Source organism: Pseudomonas sp. BN515 (assembly GCF_029873155.1).
In the GTDB taxonomy this organism is placed as follows: Bacteria; Pseudomonadota; Gammaproteobacteria; order Pseudomonadales; family Pseudomonadaceae; genus Metapseudomonas.
The window spans coordinates 1-15,887 of sequence record NZ_SSOH01000025.1; the positions used below are offsets into that span (position 1 = coordinate 1).

The 15,887-nt window shown below is 57.8% G+C and carries 17 protein-coding genes and 1 rRNA gene; 5 read left to right on the forward strand and 13 right to left on the reverse strand.

The window, feature by feature from the left end:
- Nucleotides 1–120: 120 nt before the first annotated feature.
- From rrf to E8E91_RS06775, 4 genes are all read left to right on the forward strand, one after another.
- A 5S ribosomal RNA gene (rrf, locus tag E8E91_RS06760) occupies nucleotides 121–236 on the forward strand.
- Between the two features lie 157 nt (nucleotides 237–393).
- On the forward strand, nucleotides 394–1,386 hold the full coding sequence (locus tag E8E91_RS06765; protein WP_280375113.1) for an asparaginase: 993 nt from the start codon (nucleotides 394–396) through the stop codon (nucleotides 1,384–1,386).
- A 232-nt stretch (nucleotides 1,387–1,618) separates the two neighbouring features.
- On the forward strand, nucleotides 1,619–2,566 hold the full coding sequence (locus E8E91_RS06770; protein ID WP_280375114.1) for a Ppx/GppA family phosphatase: 948 nt from the start codon (nucleotides 1,619–1,621) through the stop codon (nucleotides 2,564–2,566).
- Between the two features lie 22 nt (nucleotides 2,567–2,588).
- A complete protein-coding gene (locus E8E91_RS06775) occupies nucleotides 2,589–3,608 on the forward strand; it encodes a transporter (RefSeq protein ID WP_280375115.1) in 1,020 nt (339 codons plus the stop codon).
- A gap of 328 nt (nucleotides 3,609–3,936) precedes the next feature.
- On the opposite strand, the gene E8E91_RS06780 is transcribed toward E8E91_RS06775, so the two are convergent.
- The 13 genes from E8E91_RS06780 to E8E91_RS06840 all read right to left on the reverse strand — a co-directional run bounded on the left by E8E91_RS06780 (nucleotide 3,937) and on the right by E8E91_RS06840 (nucleotide 14,750).
- Nucleotides 3,937–4,464 (reverse strand): HNH endonuclease, encoded by a 528-nt coding sequence (locus E8E91_RS06780; RefSeq protein ID WP_280375116.1) that lies wholly within the window; start codon nucleotides 4,462–4,464, stop codon nucleotides 3,937–3,939.
- Between the two features lie 46 nt (nucleotides 4,465–4,510).
- On the reverse strand, nucleotides 4,511–5,845 hold the full coding sequence (locus E8E91_RS06785; RefSeq protein ID WP_280375117.1) for an ATP-binding protein: 1,335 nt from the start codon (nucleotides 5,843–5,845) through the stop codon (nucleotides 4,511–4,513).
- Between the two features lie 154 nt (nucleotides 5,846–5,999).
- Nucleotides 6,000–7,961 (reverse strand): AAA family ATPase, encoded by a 1,962-nt coding sequence (locus tag E8E91_RS06790; RefSeq protein ID WP_280375118.1) that lies wholly within the window; start codon nucleotides 7,959–7,961, stop codon nucleotides 6,000–6,002.
- A 385-nt stretch (nucleotides 7,962–8,346) separates the two neighbouring features.
- On the reverse strand, nucleotides 8,347–9,129 hold the full coding sequence (locus tag E8E91_RS06795; protein WP_280375119.1) for a hypothetical protein: 783 nt from the start codon (nucleotides 9,127–9,129) through the stop codon (nucleotides 8,347–8,349).
- Nucleotides 9,130–9,552: 423 nt separating this feature from the next.
- Entirely contained in the window at nucleotides 9,553–11,346 is a 1,794-nt protein-coding gene (locus tag E8E91_RS06800) for a DUF927 domain-containing protein (protein WP_280375120.1), read from the reverse strand.
- Between the two features lie 2 nt (nucleotides 11,347–11,348).
- Nucleotides 11,349–12,350, reverse strand: a complete 1,002-nt coding sequence (locus E8E91_RS06805) for a toprim domain-containing protein (RefSeq protein ID WP_280375121.1) — start codon at nucleotides 12,348–12,350, stop codon at nucleotides 11,349–11,351.
- The gene (locus E8E91_RS06810) at nucleotides 12,347–12,622 is read right to left on the reverse strand and encodes a hypothetical protein (RefSeq protein ID WP_280375122.1); all 276 of its coding nucleotides are present in this window, start codon (nucleotides 12,620–12,622) and stop codon (nucleotides 12,347–12,349) included. Before E8E91_RS06810 ends, E8E91_RS06805 begins: the two co-directional genes overlap by 4 nt.
- Entirely contained in the window at nucleotides 12,615–12,866 is a 252-nt protein-coding gene (locus tag E8E91_RS06815) for a hypothetical protein (RefSeq protein ID WP_280375123.1), read from the reverse strand. The genes E8E91_RS06810 and E8E91_RS06815 overlap by 8 nt, the downstream gene beginning before the upstream one ends.
- Nucleotides 12,867–12,937: 71 nt before the next feature.
- The gene (locus E8E91_RS06820) at nucleotides 12,938–13,117 is read right to left on the reverse strand and encodes a hypothetical protein (protein ID WP_280375162.1); all 180 of its coding nucleotides are present in this window, start codon (nucleotides 13,115–13,117) and stop codon (nucleotides 12,938–12,940) included.
- Nucleotides 13,118–13,634: 517 nt separating this feature from the next.
- The gene (locus E8E91_RS06825) at nucleotides 13,635–13,883 is read right to left on the reverse strand and encodes a hypothetical protein (RefSeq protein WP_226284020.1); all 249 of its coding nucleotides are present in this window, start codon (nucleotides 13,881–13,883) and stop codon (nucleotides 13,635–13,637) included.
- The gene (locus E8E91_RS06830; protein ID WP_348532208.1) at nucleotides 13,880–14,122 is read right to left on the reverse strand and encodes an AlpA family transcriptional regulator; all 243 of its coding nucleotides are present in this window, start codon (nucleotides 14,120–14,122) and stop codon (nucleotides 13,880–13,882) included. Before E8E91_RS06830 ends, E8E91_RS06825 begins: the two co-directional genes overlap by 4 nt.
- A 44-nt stretch (nucleotides 14,123–14,166) precedes the next feature.
- Nucleotides 14,167–14,406 (reverse strand): AlpA family phage regulatory protein, encoded by a 240-nt coding sequence (locus E8E91_RS06835; RefSeq protein ID WP_280375125.1) that lies wholly within the window; start codon nucleotides 14,404–14,406, stop codon nucleotides 14,167–14,169.
- The gene (locus E8E91_RS06840) at nucleotides 14,403–14,750 is read right to left on the reverse strand and encodes an ogr/Delta-like zinc finger family protein (protein WP_280375126.1); all 348 of its coding nucleotides are present in this window, start codon (nucleotides 14,748–14,750) and stop codon (nucleotides 14,403–14,405) included. The genes E8E91_RS06835 and E8E91_RS06840 overlap by 4 nt, the downstream gene beginning before the upstream one ends.
- 222 nt (nucleotides 14,751–14,972) lie before the next feature.
- On the opposite strand from E8E91_RS06840, the gene E8E91_RS06845 reads away from it, so the two are divergent.
- A complete protein-coding gene (locus E8E91_RS06845) occupies nucleotides 14,973–15,866 on the forward strand; it encodes a sce7726 family protein (protein ID WP_280375127.1) in 894 nt (297 codons plus the stop codon).
- Nucleotides 15,867–15,887 lie beyond the last annotated feature (21 nt).

The following is a 15,887-nucleotide window of genomic DNA, read 5'->3' on the forward strand; positions in this document are numbered from 1 at the left end:
CTGGTGATTGTGGGTGCGACTGGTTGAAGTCGACAGACCGAAAATTGGCCTGAACCGCAAAAACAGACTGTCACATACCTGATTCGGGGGCGCGTCCTGGACGATCCCCCCACCGAATTGCTTGACGACCATAGAGCGTTGGAACCACCTGATCCCATCCCGAACTCAGCAGTGAAACGACGCATCGCCGATGGTAGTGTGGAGCTTCTCCATGTGAGAGTAGGTCATCGTCAAGCTTCTATCCCAAACCCCCGATACGCCCAGGCGTGTCGGGGGTTTGTCTTTGCGCGCAAGAAAACTCAAGCTCGCGAAATACAACCAAAAGCCCGTAGGCCAGGGCACCGAGCGGGATTAGGATGGCTGGGACTGCAGTACAACAAGAACGGAGAAACCATGTCCCCCTCCCGCAAGCTCCTGGTGCTCTATACCGGGGGCACCATCGGCATGCAGATGACCGACGCAGGCCTCGCACCCGCTTCCGGCTTCGAAGTACGGCTGAGAGCCGAGCAGGCCGCACACCCCGAGCGGCTCGTTCCTGATTGGATATTCCGTGAGCTGTCACCAATCCTCGACAGCGCCAATATGACCCAGGCTAACTGGCTGCAAATGCGGGATGCGATTGTCGAGGGTGTGGAAAAGGAAGGCTGCGATGCCGTCCTGCTCCTGCACGGCACGGATACCCTGGCCTATAGCGCCGCCAGCCTTTCCTTCCTGCTCTTGGGGTTGCCCGTACCGGTGGTACTGACCGGCTCCATGCAGCCAGCAGGCGTCGAAGGTGGCGATGCCTGGCCTAATCTCTTCGGCGCCCTGGAGCGACTTCATACCGGCATCGAGCCTGGTGTGTACCTCTATTTCAATGGCCATCTATTGCCGGGTACACGGGCTGGCAAGCAGAAGAGCGACGCCTTCGACGCCTTCACCGAATCACGGCGCCCGGCACGTGGCATTCGTGCCAGCAGCGTTCCTGACGCCCTCAACTATCGCCACCCCCGTCGTCCGGCGGTATTGGCAGTACAGCCGCTGTATCCAGGCCTAGGCGCGGCCCAGCTGCGCGCAACACTGGAAACGGGCGTCCAGGGCTTGCTGCTGGAATGCTACGGCAGTGGTACCGGCCCATCCGACAATGCCGAGTTGCTTGCTGCCTTGAAGGATGCTCACGCGCGGGGCGTGGTGCTGGCGGCGATCAGCCAATGCCCCGAAGGATCTGTCGAGTTCGACATCTATGCCGCTGGCAGCCTGCTGGCCAGTGCCGGACTGGTTTCCTGCGCCGGGATGACCCGGGAAGCTGCCCTGGGCAAGCTGTTCAGCCTGATCGGGCTTGGGCTTTCCCAGGCTGATGTCGAAAGCTGGCTGGTCCAGGACCTCTGCAGAGAGCTGGCGGGCTGACGCATCTCGCTTCAGTACCCTGCGCTGTTAGTCCCCTCGCCTGAGTCGACGGGCCAGCCACTTGCGTGGCCCGCTGTCTTCACCCGCAGAGTCCTTCCCCGCCACCTGGCAGCTTCTCCCTGGCCTGTCATCGAAGTGTCATGGGCTGCGCGGCACCATTTCCCATCCTTTTTATATGTTCATGGGTGGCCGCAGTAGTCGCCCGCTTGCCAGCCAGACAGGGACTCTCTGCATGAAAGGCGATGCTTCGCTGTTTGCTGCCGTGGATCTCGGCTCCAATGCGTTTCGCATGATGATCGGCCAGCGAGTGCTTCGGGATAAGCGCCTGGTCATCGAGAAGATCAAAACACTCCGCGAACCCGTTCGTCTCACCGAAGGCCTGCAGGACAATGCCCTCGACTCGCGCGTACTGGAGCGTGGCTGGCGGGCCCTGGGGCGATTCGGCAAGCGCCTGCGTGGCTTCGAGGAGGCGCGCGTGCGTGCCGTAGCCACCAGCGCCGTCCGTCAGGCCAGGAATGCTTCGACCTTCCTGGTGGGGGCCGAAGCGCGCCTGGGATTCCCCATCGACGTCATCTCCGGTCAGGAAGAAGCCACGCTTGTCTACGCCGGCATCGCCCATACGATGCCGTGCGAATCCACCACCCGCCTGGTGGTCGATATCGGGGGCGGCTCTACCGAGCTGATCATTGGCCGTGGAAGTCAGCTGATCTTCACCGAAAGCGTTGCCGTGGGAAGCGGCACCTTCGGTAAACGCTACTTCTACGACGGGCGCGTCGACAGCCGATCCCTCCAGATGGCCGAACAGGCGGCCTGCGTGCAGTTGGCGCGTGCAGCCCGGCAGGTGCGCCAGCATGGCTGGCACATCGCGGTTGGCTCCTCCGGCACGGCGCGCATGCTTGCCAAGGTACTCAAGGCCAATGAGCTCAACGACTGCGGTCGTGATGGCATCACCTATACCGGGCTGCTGCGCCTATCGCTGCAACTGCTCGAAGCGGGCCAGGTCAAGCGCCTGAAGCTGGATGGGCTGCAGACACACCGGCTTGGCACGCTCCCGGCCGGACTGGCCGTCATGCTGGCCGCATTCAAGGTATTCGGCATCGAGGAAATGTTCCCCTCCGAGCCGGGATTGCGTTTCGGCCTGCTGCACGGACTGATGCATGGCGGCGCCCGGCATTGCTGAGCGTCCATCCGCACGCGCACGCATGAATCTCGGCATGCTTTCAGGTCCCCAGGACGCCGACCTCCACGGTCTGCTCTATGGCTTCGTATTCCGTCCGGGGGAGTCGGGCCAGGAAGTCGACTCGGCCGAAGCCCTGCGCTGCCTGCACAATCCACGCTCGCCCGATGAGTTCCTCTGGCTGCATCTCAACCTGGCCCATGCGGCGTGCGAGCGCTGGATGAAGGTCAACCTCGACTTGCCGGAATCCTTCTTCGAGACCCTGCGAGAAGGCTCGCGCTCCACACGGATCGAACACGTCGAGGCCGCCCTGCTGGCTGTGGTCAACGACGTGGTCTTCAACTTCGGAATGGTTTCCTCGGACGTGTCCACCCTCTGGGCCTGTGCGCGCAGTCGCCTGCTGGTGAGCGCGCGGCTGCAACCGCTGCACTCGGTGGACAAGCTGCGCTCCTCGGTGAAGAAGGGCGAGCGCTTCAGCTCGCCGATCGAGTTGCCGGTCCACCTGCTGCGCGACCAGGGCGACCTGCTCACCCAGATCGTTCGGGAGGCCGGAATGAACGTCGACCGTATCGAAGACCAGATGCTCTCCCAGCGCCTCGCCGACAACCGCGCCGAGCTGAGTGCCATGCGCCGCGTCCTGGTGCGCCTGCAGCGGCTGCTGGCGTTGGAGCCGGGCTCTCTGTTGCGATTGCTCAACCGGCCTCCCGAATGGCTCCGGGAGCGGGACGTGCAGCAGTTGCGAGCGGCCACCGAGGAGTTCACCTTGATCATCAGCGACCTCACCAGCCTCGGCGAGCGCATCAAGCTCCTGCAGGAAGAGATCGCCGCCAAGCTCAACGAGCAGACCAACCGCACGCTCTTCACCCTGACGATGGTCACCGTGCTCGCCCTGCCGATCAACATCATCGCCGGCTTCTTCGGCATGAACGTCGGCGGCGTTCCCCTGGCGGGTGATCCCCACGGCTTCTGGGTGCTGGTGGCGCTAGTGGCCTCCTTCACGGTACTGGCCGGGCGCTGGGCGTTCCGCAAACGCGGCGACTACTGATCCAGTCAGTTCCCGTAATCCCCGTCGGCATCCTGCCGGGCTTCGGCACCGCTAGCATCCGCGTCCGGGTCTACAGGTAGGTCGCCCCTGCCGGTTCATGACATCGGATTTATCCGAAAACGAAAAAGGCCCCAGGATTTCTCCTGGGGCCTTCTCGTGTATGGCGCTCCGGCGGGATTCGAACGAGCTTTATAAGTCTCTGATATATAATCTATTTATGCCCTGTAGAAGGCGGCGGGATACATGAAGGGATACAAAGTATTGCTGATTCTCGCCCGCTGCTTTCAACTGAGCGACTTCATAGCAGCGGAAAAGTAGACCAAGCGGCTTAGCCTCCATGGAATCGTTCTGCCTCCGCCATCAGTGTCAAATTATGGATGAACTCTTCCGACATTCCAAATTGTTGTGTAAAGCGGTTCAGGTTGCACACATAGATGGTGTATCCACCCTCTGGACTATTTTCAAAATAGAGAAATCCCGCCTTAATTATATTACTGGAGTAGTCATCTAGGTGCGGATGGAAGATTCGATAATTTTTCTTGTCAGTCGGATACTTTTTCTTCGGGTTTGTTTTAATTGCAGGGTCTGCTAATACTTCTCTCTGGCTCTTGTATTCATTGCAGTCTGGGCAAGTGACACAGAGATTTTTGGGCTCAAACATGAACTGGGGGTAGATCGACTTTGGAACAATGTGGTCAACATGCGCTCCTTGAGCGGACCTGGCTGTAACTGGATTAAGGCAGTATGCGCAATTTAGGCGCTGTTCCTTTCTGTAAAAGTCCCTGACCTCGCACCTTATTGCCTCGAGATCAGGGTCGCTCCATCTTGTGTGGCTAAATTTAGGTTCTCGCTTCACTTCGCCGATCTTTATATTGCTTTGCTCAGTGAATTCAACTGAATTATTAATTGCTGGCATAGTGCTGATACAGCTCGTAGACGGAGTTGATTAGCGCAATGGTAGGGTCGCCGACGCTAAGTTTTTCTCTTAACTCAAGCAGTTTGTTTAATTCGTTTGTTGTTTCTGAGTCGATTGTCTTTCTAGCTCTCAGTTTTGCCATTAGGTTGAAACTAACTCTTGAGATGTACTCGTTCATTAGCCCAGGGGCATCAAATAGCTCTGCAAGTTGAAAATCAGCAGACTTGTTGTTGAAATCTTTTGAGCTGTATAGTCTGTCCTTGCTCAGGGAGTATATGTATGACTCGCAGTTGTCCATTCTGGCGACTATCTGGGGCGAGTGGGTTGCTACAATGAAGTGGCAATAACGATATCCAGAAAATGCCGATGTCAGAAGGCGCATAAATTCCTCTTGCCATCTAGGGTGCAAGCTTATCTCGGGTTCATCTATAAGGATAAGAGAGCCGTCTTCAATGTGCCCTGCTATTCCCAACATCATAACCATTAAGCACTGCTCGCCAGAGCTTGCTCTCTTCAAGTTTAGCTGCCCGTAGTCTTCTTTGTGGAGCCTAAGGTCCATCAGTCTGACTAGGCCAACATCCATTAATATTTGAATTGAATGGACAATATGAGGGTGCGTGCGAGAGCCACTCAAGTAAATTTCGTTTGTTGAAAAGTCAACTTCCAAGACGAGTGCTTTTCGCTGGTCGAAATGGCTGGCAAGATTGCTCATTGCATTTACGGCATTTGATTGGTCTTCCATGTCCAATCTTTGGTATGCATTTAGATATCTCTCGTCCAGGAATATGGCATCTAGTTCTTCGGCGGTGCTAATGCGGGCATAGTTAGGGCTAGGAGGGGCGAAAGCATCGTCGCTAGAATATTTGAAGAAAGCAGGCTTGAAAACAAAACCAACAAATGGCGAGAACGAGAGAGCCTCAAAAACTTCGAGGAAGTTTGCGTTGTTGTTTTGTTTTAATAGTTTGTTGAGCAAGCCCCTGGAGGCTGATGAAATAAGTGATACTGCAGAAGATGCGGAATATGGCCCCTCTCCCCTCATTCCTACGTACCGATAATTGCTAAGTTCAGAACTGCTTTTACTGCGATGGTTAGGGAATTTATCAAATGGGCTTGTTGATACAGCGATGACCATAGGGGGGTATTCGTAATAATTTCTATAGCCGACCCCATCAAAATCAATCATGCGGTAATAGTCTCGAGTAATTTTACTCTTTGCGATTGATGCTAGTAGGCGACTTTTTCCAACTCCGTTTTTTCCAACAACTACGGTATAGCTGTTTTTATCAATAAGCCGGGCGCTTTCTGGTAGCAGGCTAACCATTCGTTGATCGTGTAAAATTTCAGATACTCGCAGCATTAATCGACCTCTAGAGTGACTTTCTATGCGATGTGCTCTTCTGTTCCCGCTCTATTGCTGGAGAGCAAGTTTGGATAATTACTTTGGTTGATTTAGCTATTTGAGGCTAAATTTCCGACTAGCTACCAGTTGCTTTTTTGCGGCGCTGCCGAGTTCGTTGATTATTTTCGGTCGAAAGAAAGTCAACTATGCCTTGCATCCACGCTGGTCGCTCATTTGGGTTGGAAAGTTCAATGTACTTGAGAGCGAATTTGACTTTAAATCCGGCCATGGAAAATAAATCATCAATAATTTTCAGTTCAAGTCGACGTAGGTTAAGCGAAAATGAAGGGGGCATATTTTCATCTTGAGAACTCAGGCCCCCTATAATTTTTATTATCTCGGGCCCATAAATCTCGTCGCCTTGGAAACTCTTGAGTGTTTGAAGAAAGTAACGAGGTATTAGTGTGTCCTCGATTACAGTGGCTGGATGGAAATCGTTATTGTTCGTGTCGATTAACTCGGTTCTCTGAGTTTCTTCGTTGTTTTTTATTCGTTTGATTAGAATTTCTTTTATTGAGTCTTTGGAGTCGAATCTTTCATACTTCTTGTCTGTGTCAAGTAGCAGGAATACTCGCCCACTAATGTCGTCTTTGGCATCACTAAGGGCAAGTTCAAGATAGGTGTGTATTTTTTTTAGGGCGGGACTCCCACCAACAGCAACGATTAGATAGCCTTGACCTTTCAAGTAATGGTCAAGGTAGATTTTATCTGCGGACCCTTCACAGATAATCCATCTGTAACTTGCGGCCGTTATTGATGCCACGATGGATTGGACGAGGTCATTAACCCCTTTCAGTTCTAACTCTGCTGGCAGTCGACCACTGGTTACCTTTCTGAGCTTTTTTATGTCCTCTCGGAAGCACCTGAGGTCTATCAGAACTGGCTCACCCTCTATTTTAGGGCAGTAAACTGCGACTCCGCTCGATAAGATTGGCATGAACCCATACCAATGCGTGGTGACGAGCACCTGGACGCCACTCTCAGAAACGTCTCTAAGTTTCTCAAACTGATTGAAACATGCAGAAACATGCAAGGATAATTCGGGTTCATCAATAGCAAGAATTAACTGCTGACTCGTAGATGCAGTGGAAGAGGTTAGAAAGGCTTGTGCAACATCGATTAATGCCTGTCGCTTTTCGCCGGAGCTGAGATCGGCTGCTGGAACCGTGTTGTCTTTGCCGGTTTTCTTATTTAATACCTTTGATCCAAAGTAGGACTCGATAATCGTCTCGGTGAAATGGGTTAAGTTCACTAAGCTCTGCTTCAATGCCGGCTTACGGTACTCGTAATGGACAAGTCGCTCAGATAAGCTGTCAAGAAACTCTCCTAGCTTAGTGTTGATATCTGCGATAACGCTTTTGTCTATTAGCCCACGGACGATTTGGTCTATCTTTTGTCCCAACAAGGCTTGCATGGTTCTACTTTCAAGCTTGGTGTGCTCTCTAAAGTCAAGTTCCGACGGGAGGTATATGTAATTGTAGTAGGCTTGGACGCTTCTCTGGAGTTCTATTATCGCGTCCTGATACGTGGAGTAGTTTTGTAGTGCGGCACAGTCAGGTAGCGTTTCAAATATTGAAAAGTAGCTTGTTGGAGCTGCGGTTCTGTTGGATTTCAATATGCCGAATGGAAATAGATAGTGAGTGCTCTCATTGATTCCTGAACTGGAAAGCTCACCCCTTTGCTGGAAGAAGAGTTCCGCGTGAATCTTAACTGATGGGTTGAAGTCGGCTATTTTTGATTTCCATGTCATTTCACTGAGCTTGTTTATTAGCCAGTCATGACTGAGAGCGGGGAGGCGTGACTTTTCTATTAGCAGAATGGGGCATATAAATGGTTCTCGCTCTTGAAATCCCTTCGAAAGAGTGTGATTAAAGTTCCAGTCGGCACTATTGAAGTAGCTGTTGAGTGCCTCGAGTACCGAACTCTTCCCTGCTCCATTTTCTCCCACTAAGGCGCTAAAGGTTCTGCCATTTGAAAGAGCAATGTAATTAATGCCTTGGTAAGTTTTGAAATTTCTAAGTAGCAAGCTAAAAATCATAGTGCGTCCCTGCGGAATAAGTTCCTAAAGCCCGCTCAAGCCTTCTTGAGCAAGGTGGCCAAATGGTGGCAATTTGGTTCCACAACAATGGAGCATGTCAAGCACAGCTTCCCCGCGTACTGTGCAGAGATTTGCAGGGAAGGAGCCTTCGTAAATCCGTGGCCAACAGGCGCACCAAGGCCGGCTCAGGGGCTCTTGCAGGCATGCAGAAAAATCACCCTATCTAGCCCGCAGGCGTGGTGGGGGGACGACAGCGCGCGCCAGGAGATGGCGGCGGTGGCCGGGGTGGCTGCTCGCCAAGGGGACAGCTAGCGCCCCAAGTCGCTCCAGGGCGCACAAGAAAGCCGCCCGAGGGCGGCTTGATGGGGAAAGGGTAGGGGGCGGGTTACTCGGCGCTTACCGGCTGTTTCCGAGCGCTTAGCAGGGCCTCCAGTTCTTGGCGGCGGTTCTTGCGGTTCATGGGTCTGCCGATCTGTTCCTCCGGCAGCTCATATTCACTCAATGCTTCCGGTTCCAGTTGCTGCCAGATCGGGTCGTCCTGGTGCTCAACAGGATCGGCCGTGGCTTTCTGTACCAGGTCATTGAGTGCCTGGCCCTGGCGCAGTTGGAGTGCTTCGCGGATCTGCTTTTGCGTCGCCGCTTGGCCATCTGGTTCATAGGCAGGGTGCTTGGCCAGCTCGCGACTTATGGTGGGCCGGTAGCGGGCGAGGGCTCTGATGAAGGCCTGGCCTTCGGGCAGGGAGAGCAGGGCGGTGGCGGTGCTGTCCAGGCAGTGGCGCGCGTACAGGTCATGGACACTTTCCCGGCGTTGATCGACGCACAGGAATGCCTCCGCTGTGTCCAACTGCATCAGACCGAACTCCGGCTCAAGCTCCGCCACCAGGTGGCCGTACTCCTCGGCAAGCTCACGGGCATCCAGCTCTTCCCGCTTCAGGTCACGGATCTCCTTGCTCAGCTCGCCATCGGCGGCGCGGAACTTGGCGCGCCAGGTGGAGCCGGCCAGTTCCGATTGGGCCTTGGCAGCAGCCTCGGTCTTACGGTGTTTCTCCAGGCGCTCGCCAAGGACCTTCAACCGGTCGCGCAGGATCCAGTAACTGGCCTTGGCTTCCTGGTGGCGTTCCAGGGCGTCACGGATGGCTTCAGGTAGTGCAGAGGTGTGGTCGGTCATTTCTGATCTCCAGGGTAAATGGCCGAGGTTGCCGGCCAGGGAAAGGTGCTCGAGGAGGCGGAAGTGCCCCTCGAGCAGAAGGCTTGCCAGAGGTGGCGTGGAACGAGAGTCGAGAGTTGTGTCAATAAAAATCTCTCACACCCCCCTTGTTCACACGTCTGATTTCGAAATCGGTGGGAACGTGGCCCGAGGGGAACAACCCAGTAACCATGCGGGTTTCAGAGGTGCGTTTTGTTCCCGGCGTTTTTTTGGTGGGAACAGACAAGGCAAACTGGCTATTAAATGAACAGAGTTGTGTTCCCACGTTCCCACTCATCTCTAATAGGTGGGAACAGCTGTAAGCCCCGCCGTTGCTGGCTTGTTCCCCTGTTCCCACGTTCCCAGTGAATTTCCATCTAACTGGCAGGCGTGCTTTGCACCTTGTCATTGACTTTCTCCCTCCTTCTCCAATCGCTCGGGGTCGACGACGTAGAAACGGGAACTGCCTCCTCCTGGCAGGCGGTACTTTTTCGAGCGGCGGCCGCCCTTGGCATCTCCATCCGTTTTGGCCAGCGCTTTCGCTGTCATCAGTGCGCGCACAACTCGCTCAGCACCAAACCCTGGCGCCGCCTGTGCCAGTGCCGGCGAGTTGAACAGGAACAGGCGCCGGTCGAACTCCAGCTCGAAGTAGCCGGCCCGCTCGCGCACGGTGTTATCGGCGACTTGGGCGTGGATGCTGGAGAAGCGGCTGTCGCCGTGCAGGGCGATGAAGTCGGCGATGCCGCGCAGGATCTGCCGATCCTCCGCGTTGCCGTCGCCCATCCTGGCGAGCCATTCGTTGAACAGCTGGCGGCGCGCTTGCTCGGCTGTGCCGGCGGGCCAGTCCAGGAGCTGCTGAGAGATGGCCATCTCCCCGGCGAGCGCCATGATGGCGAAGCGGTCGGCCACGCGGCCGGCCTGCGAACTCTCGGTGTGGAAGCGCTCCCGCACTTGTTGGAAGGCAGCCAACAGGGCGTCCCGTTCTGGCTGCTCCACCAGCTGCTCGACGAAGCTCGGGCCGAGGTGGCCGTAGTGCTGAACCACTGTGTCGCTGAGCACGCGGTGGAACTCCTGGCCGGTCATGCCATGCACCTCATCGAAGGCGCGGAAGGGGCGGGTGCCGGCGTTCACGTCCACTAGGCGTAGCTCGGCGCCGGCGTGGGCGCTGTTGCCGCTGATGGCGGCGTGCTCGGACAGCGAGCGCTCGCCACTGGACAGAGCCAGCACGCGCCAGGTGAGCTTGGCGCGGCCTTCGCGCTCGCGGGTCATGGTGCCTTTGCCCATGCCGTTGGCGATGGCGTAGGCCATCTCCTGGACGCGCTTGGGGTCGGCGCGCTTGATCTCGTCCAGGATCAGCACCGTGTCGTTGCGCGAGGCGGCCTCGATCTCCACACCACCTTTGGACACGTCCCAGGACGCCGCGAAGGTGCCCGGGTTGCCCCACACCGAAGCGGCCACCAGCTGCGCCAGTGACTTGCCGCTGGAAGAGTCGCCCACCAGGTGCACGCCGCCACCGTTCACGCCCACCTTGGCCAGCAATGGCCCGGCCAGGGCGCAGCACACGGCGAGGATCAGCACCGGGTTGCCGAGGCAGTAGCGGCCCACCTCGGCGCGCCAGCCGTCCAGGGTGCCGCGACTGGTGAACAGGTTCACCGCGCGACCGGAGTCCTGGAAGCGCACGTTGTCGCCGCCAATCACCCGCGACGGCAGCACGAACGCCCCGGATTCATGCCAGCCCGGGCGGGTGGTGGTAGCGATCACCAGGTCGGGTGAATGCTGGCTCGCCAGATAGGGCGCCACATAGCGCCGCTGCTGGTATTCGATGGTCAGGCCCTGGCGCATCAGCGCCTTGAGCACTTCATCCGCCTTGCCGGCCAGCGCCTCCATGGGCATTGCCCACTCAATGCGTCGGCCGCGGTAGTGGAAGCTCAGCAGGCGGCCGATGCTGCCGTCCTCGCTGTTCACCGTCTCCGCCTCGATGTGCAGCGGGGCGCAGATCCAGTGGTCCACCGGAATCGTCTTGTCATCAGGGCCGCTCTGCCGCGCGCCGTGGTACCAGGTGCCGGCGCGATAGTGCTTGCCCTCGCGGTGGGTGTCCTGGTCGTACACGGCAAAGCAGGGCCGCTCGATCTTCTCGGGCGTGGGTTCAGAGGGCTCGCCCACCAGACTCAGATGAGGCTTGTGGTCCTGGTCCTTCATGGTCAGTGCTCCTTGTACTTGCGCGTCTGCCAGAGGTGCAGGTCGTTGAAGTCGGAAAGCTCGAGCGGGGCATCGGCCGGCCACTTCGGGTAGACCACCAGCGCCTCAGCGGCGAGCGCCGCGCGGTTGGCGGCAACGCGGCCCGGGTTGCCCTTGCTCTGGCGGTCGTCGTCGCCGGCAATCACCAGCTCGACGTCTGCGCCGTGCTGCGCACGCATGGCGATGGCCACCGCCTTGAGGTTGCCGGCGTTCATGGCACACACCACCGGGCAGCCGGTGTGGGCGTGCAGCGTGGCGCCCGTGGCCCAGCCTTCGCAGACGAACAAGCGGCCGGGGCCTTCGACTCGGCCCAGCGGCGAATAGGCGCCCTTCACGCGGCCGCCACTGAGGAAGCGCTTGTCGCCCTGGCTGTCGATGAATTGCAGATTCACCAGATGGCCATCCAAGCACAGAGGAACCAGCAAGCGGCCGCCGCGCAGTTGGCGCAGGTTGTAGGGCACTACATCCTTGGCTTGTAGGTAGGGATGGTGACGGTCAGCTGGCCGCGCCATCTCCCAGAGCCGCGAGGCTTCTGCGGCAACGGTCCGGTGACGCTGCTCCAGACGTTCCCGCTGCTCGCGCTGATAGGCCTCGCGGGCCAACCGATCGGCGTCGCTTTCCTGGGGCAGGGCCATGGCGTTGCCAGCAGAGCCAAACACGCCCAGGGCGAGGCGCTGGTCGATGGCTTGCGCGGCTTCCAGTTGGCCGCTGCCCTGCAGGTAGGCCAGCAACGACACGAGATCGCTGCCGTGGGCGCTGTCATCGGCAAAGTCGTTCCAGCGGCCACTGTCCAGGGACACGCCGAAGGAACCGGCGCGCCGGTCCCCTCGTACGGTGTTGCGCGCTACCCATTCGCGGCCTTGGCGAGTGCCTTCCGGTAGCCACTCCGGCAACAGTGTGTCGGCGGTGCGCAGGGCGTGCTCGGCCACGAGGCGAATCAGCTCCGGGATGCTTGGCTTCGTCATGGCTCACCTCCATCGCGCAAGGCAGCTTTGCGAGCGGCCTGGAACAGATCACTGGCGTCTTCCAGCAGCACGTAGGCGGCGTCGGCCACACGGCTAACGTCCTTGCCATCAGCGTGCGTGATCACCATGGACGACAGGCTCCAGAGCAGATCCCGGGCAGTGCTCAGGCGTTGTTCAGCGGCCTCCTGGAGCTCGAGGTAGGGGCGGGCAGCATCGATGAGCAGCACCGGCGCATTGGGGGCGTTAGTGGTGAGGGGCACGAGCTTAGTCATGGCGTTCTTCCTCCAGCAGCAGGCAGTGCAGGGCGACCAGGGGCACACCGTCGATGTGCTGTGCGCCGTGTTGGCGAGCATCGGCCACGGCGGCACGCAGCTCGGCCTTGGCTTCGGGGTTGTCGTTGAGGATCTCGATGGCGTCCATGACGCGCTCGAGGGCAGGGCGGGGCGCACCTTCACCAGGTGCCCAGTTCTGGAAGGCGCCGATCAGTTGGGCGAGAGCAGGAATGACGTCAGACATGACTCACCTCCCTGGCCAGCGATTGGCTTGAGACAAGGGGGTGTGAGAAGGGATGGCGGGATGAGTGAGGGCTAGACATGGCGCACCTCCTCGGCAACCTGCTCGGCGGCAGCGAGGCGGGCGAGATGCATGTGGTGGTTGTAGCGGGCGAGACGGGTGGAAAGGCTGGAGTTTGCGCGGAGTGCAGCGAAGGCCATGGCCCGGTGTGCGAGTGCGCGGGTGAAGCGTGGGGACGGATTGAGGGCGTGCAGAAGACGCATGGTGAGGCTCCAAGTTCGTAAATGGAGCTGCCACCAATCGTCGCCAAACGATTTAGGGTGGCAGCTGTGCGCAGGTTGGCGAACCGGAGAACTTGGAATCCGGCAGACCCGAAGGTCTCCCACGCACAGCTGCCATAGCACGACACTGCGGGCACAAAAAAAGCGCCTGCAATGGGGTATGGGCGCTCGTGCGCCAAGTTCTCAGATGGGTCGCCAAACCCACTCGCGGATTTTGCCGCGAGGTCGGGAATATAGGTCTGCTGGCCCGAGCTTGGCAAGGCTCCGGCGAGCTGTTGCAGGTTGTCAGAACATTCCGATGCCAGCGGGTGAAGCGCGCCAACAGGGGCGAAAGCCCTGGCCGTCGTGATAGGTTGCGGCCCGCGAGTTCTGCGGTAATTGGCCCTGGCAGCGTTGGCGCGCTTGCCGGGGCTTTGTCTTTTCTGAGGCATGAGAATCCCCTGGCCGCCCGGCGCGAGGCCGGGCAGCGGTTAGGCATTGAGTGGGCGGGTTAGCAGTCGGTGAGGATCTGGCCTTGCTGGCTCAGGAACTGGCGGCCGCCAGGCGGCGTCGGCGACTTCAGGCGACCGGGTGTGGCGCCCAGCTCCAGGGTGGCTGAGATGCGCCCTGAGCTGGAGTCGCGGAAAGCTTCTTTCCCCGGCTTGCGAGCGGCCTCGAGCATGACGGCCTCCAGAGCGGCGAAGTCTTCCAGGGTGAAGCGGATCGACTGGCCGTTGATGTTGAGGGTGTAGTGGTTCATGGCTGGATCTCCTGAGTGAGTCGAGAAGTGCGAGCCCCCCGCATCGCGCTTGCTCGGTTGCGTTCTGCCAGGCGGTCGGAGATCCACTGATCGACCTCCGCCTCCAGCCAGGCCACGCTGTTTCGCCCAATGGGCACCGGCTCCGGGAAGGTGCCGGCACGGATCTCTGCGTAGATCGCCGCGCGGCTCTTGCCCGTCTTCAACTCCACCTCACGCCGGCGCAGCAGGCGGTTGCCCAATTGCAGGCCTTGGTGCGGCTGAAAGGTTGCTGCTCGGCCCCGGCTCATCGGCATTCCCCCCGCGCCTCGATGCGCCCCTGAATCCACGCCTGCACCTCACTCAGCACGAAGGCAACCGGCGCGTTGCGAGCCTTGCTATCGCTGAGCTTTACGGGCTTGGGGAAGGTGGGGTCGCGCTTGAGCATCTTGTAAACGGTGGGTCGAGCCAGGCCGGTAAGCGACATCAATTCGGGCATGCGCACCAGGGCAAGCAGCGGCGAGGGCGTTTGCGGCTGGCCGCTCATAGCTCAACACCCTGCGGCCTTGGCAGACCCTTAAATTCAGGCGCCTGGTTCTCCATCTCACTTGGCAAGCCTTGTTGCTCGAGCACGCCACGGCGGAGCGCACTGGGTGCAAAGGGCAGAGTTATCGCTGGATTCGGCCGGCTTGGCGGACTCAGTCGGTGTGTGATCTCGTCCACCCCCGTGAAGGTCGCGCCGCACACCGCGTTGTGGCAGACGAGGTAGGTGGTGGACATGAGCAGGTGCTTGCTCTCGGAGCTGCGCTTGACCAGCGACGCTCCGCAGTCAGGGCAGCGTCGTTTGAAGATCCTGGTCGTGGGTTGGCGTTGGTCGAGTGGCTCGGTCATGAGCTGTGGGCCTCCGTTTTCTGGACGGCCCAAGCATCGTCAGGACTGGTGAGGAATGGAACGAGAGCGGGTTGTAGGAGGCGTTGCTACAAGGATTCCTTGGTGGCATGGTCTAGGTCCATGGCCCTGATGGAACGATGGGACGTGGACATCAAGGGGAGTTCGCTCGACAGGGCGTCAGATTCTCAGCTCGTGTTTTCACCGGCCTGATAGACTTTCTTGATGATTCAAAAAGCAGAAAACCGAATGGATGTCGGCATGCACCAAGATGTAGAGCGCGCCCGAATACTCGCCCGAGCACTCAGTCGACCCATATTCACTTCTTTGGCGAAAGGTGAAGAGCCCAAACGTGTGTTCAAGAGCCTGGTCGCGGCAGGTGTGACCACGGATTTTCGGACAGTCGGTGAGCTTTTTTCGGGGGCATATAAGGCTCTTCGTTCGACCTATCGAAATGAATATGTTTATAAGTCTGCGATAGCGAATCGAATAGTTTTCGGTCGCCACAGCCCAAGAACTACAGCGCTGTCGGTGGAGTTGCCGGTTGGTCGATCAATAGTCGATGTTGCTGTCTTTAATGGTACATCCACTGCGTACGAAATAAAGACTGAGTTTGACTCTCCTCGTAGATTGGTTACTCAAACTCCTGACTATCTGAAAGCGTTCGATCGGGTTTACGTTGTGACCCATCCTGACTTGGCGCAACGGTATGCTAGTTCATGCGATGAACGAGTTGGGGTTTTGTCACTGGACTCTCGTGACAGACTTAAGACTGTACGTGAGGCGGCGCGGAACATAGAGAATGTTGATCCGCGCGCTGTGTTTAGAATGCTCCGCCGGGACGAGTATGTTTCGGCTTTAGAAAAGAAGTTCGGCGTGAAAATAGATCTGCCGAATGGTTTGATTGCCAGCCATTGCGAAGAAGTTTTCTCAGAGCTTAATTATGATTTTGCTCATTATGCGTTTCTGTCAGCAATGAGAAAACGAACGATAAACGAAGAAGTTGTCGGCTTTCTAAGCGCCTTGCCAGAATGCTTGCGCGTTTTAGGATACTCATCTCCTTTGTCAAAGCCTCAGCGGCAACGAGCCTTAGCAGCATTGGAGATGCCTTGTAATTAACTTGGTCAACCAGGGAAGGAT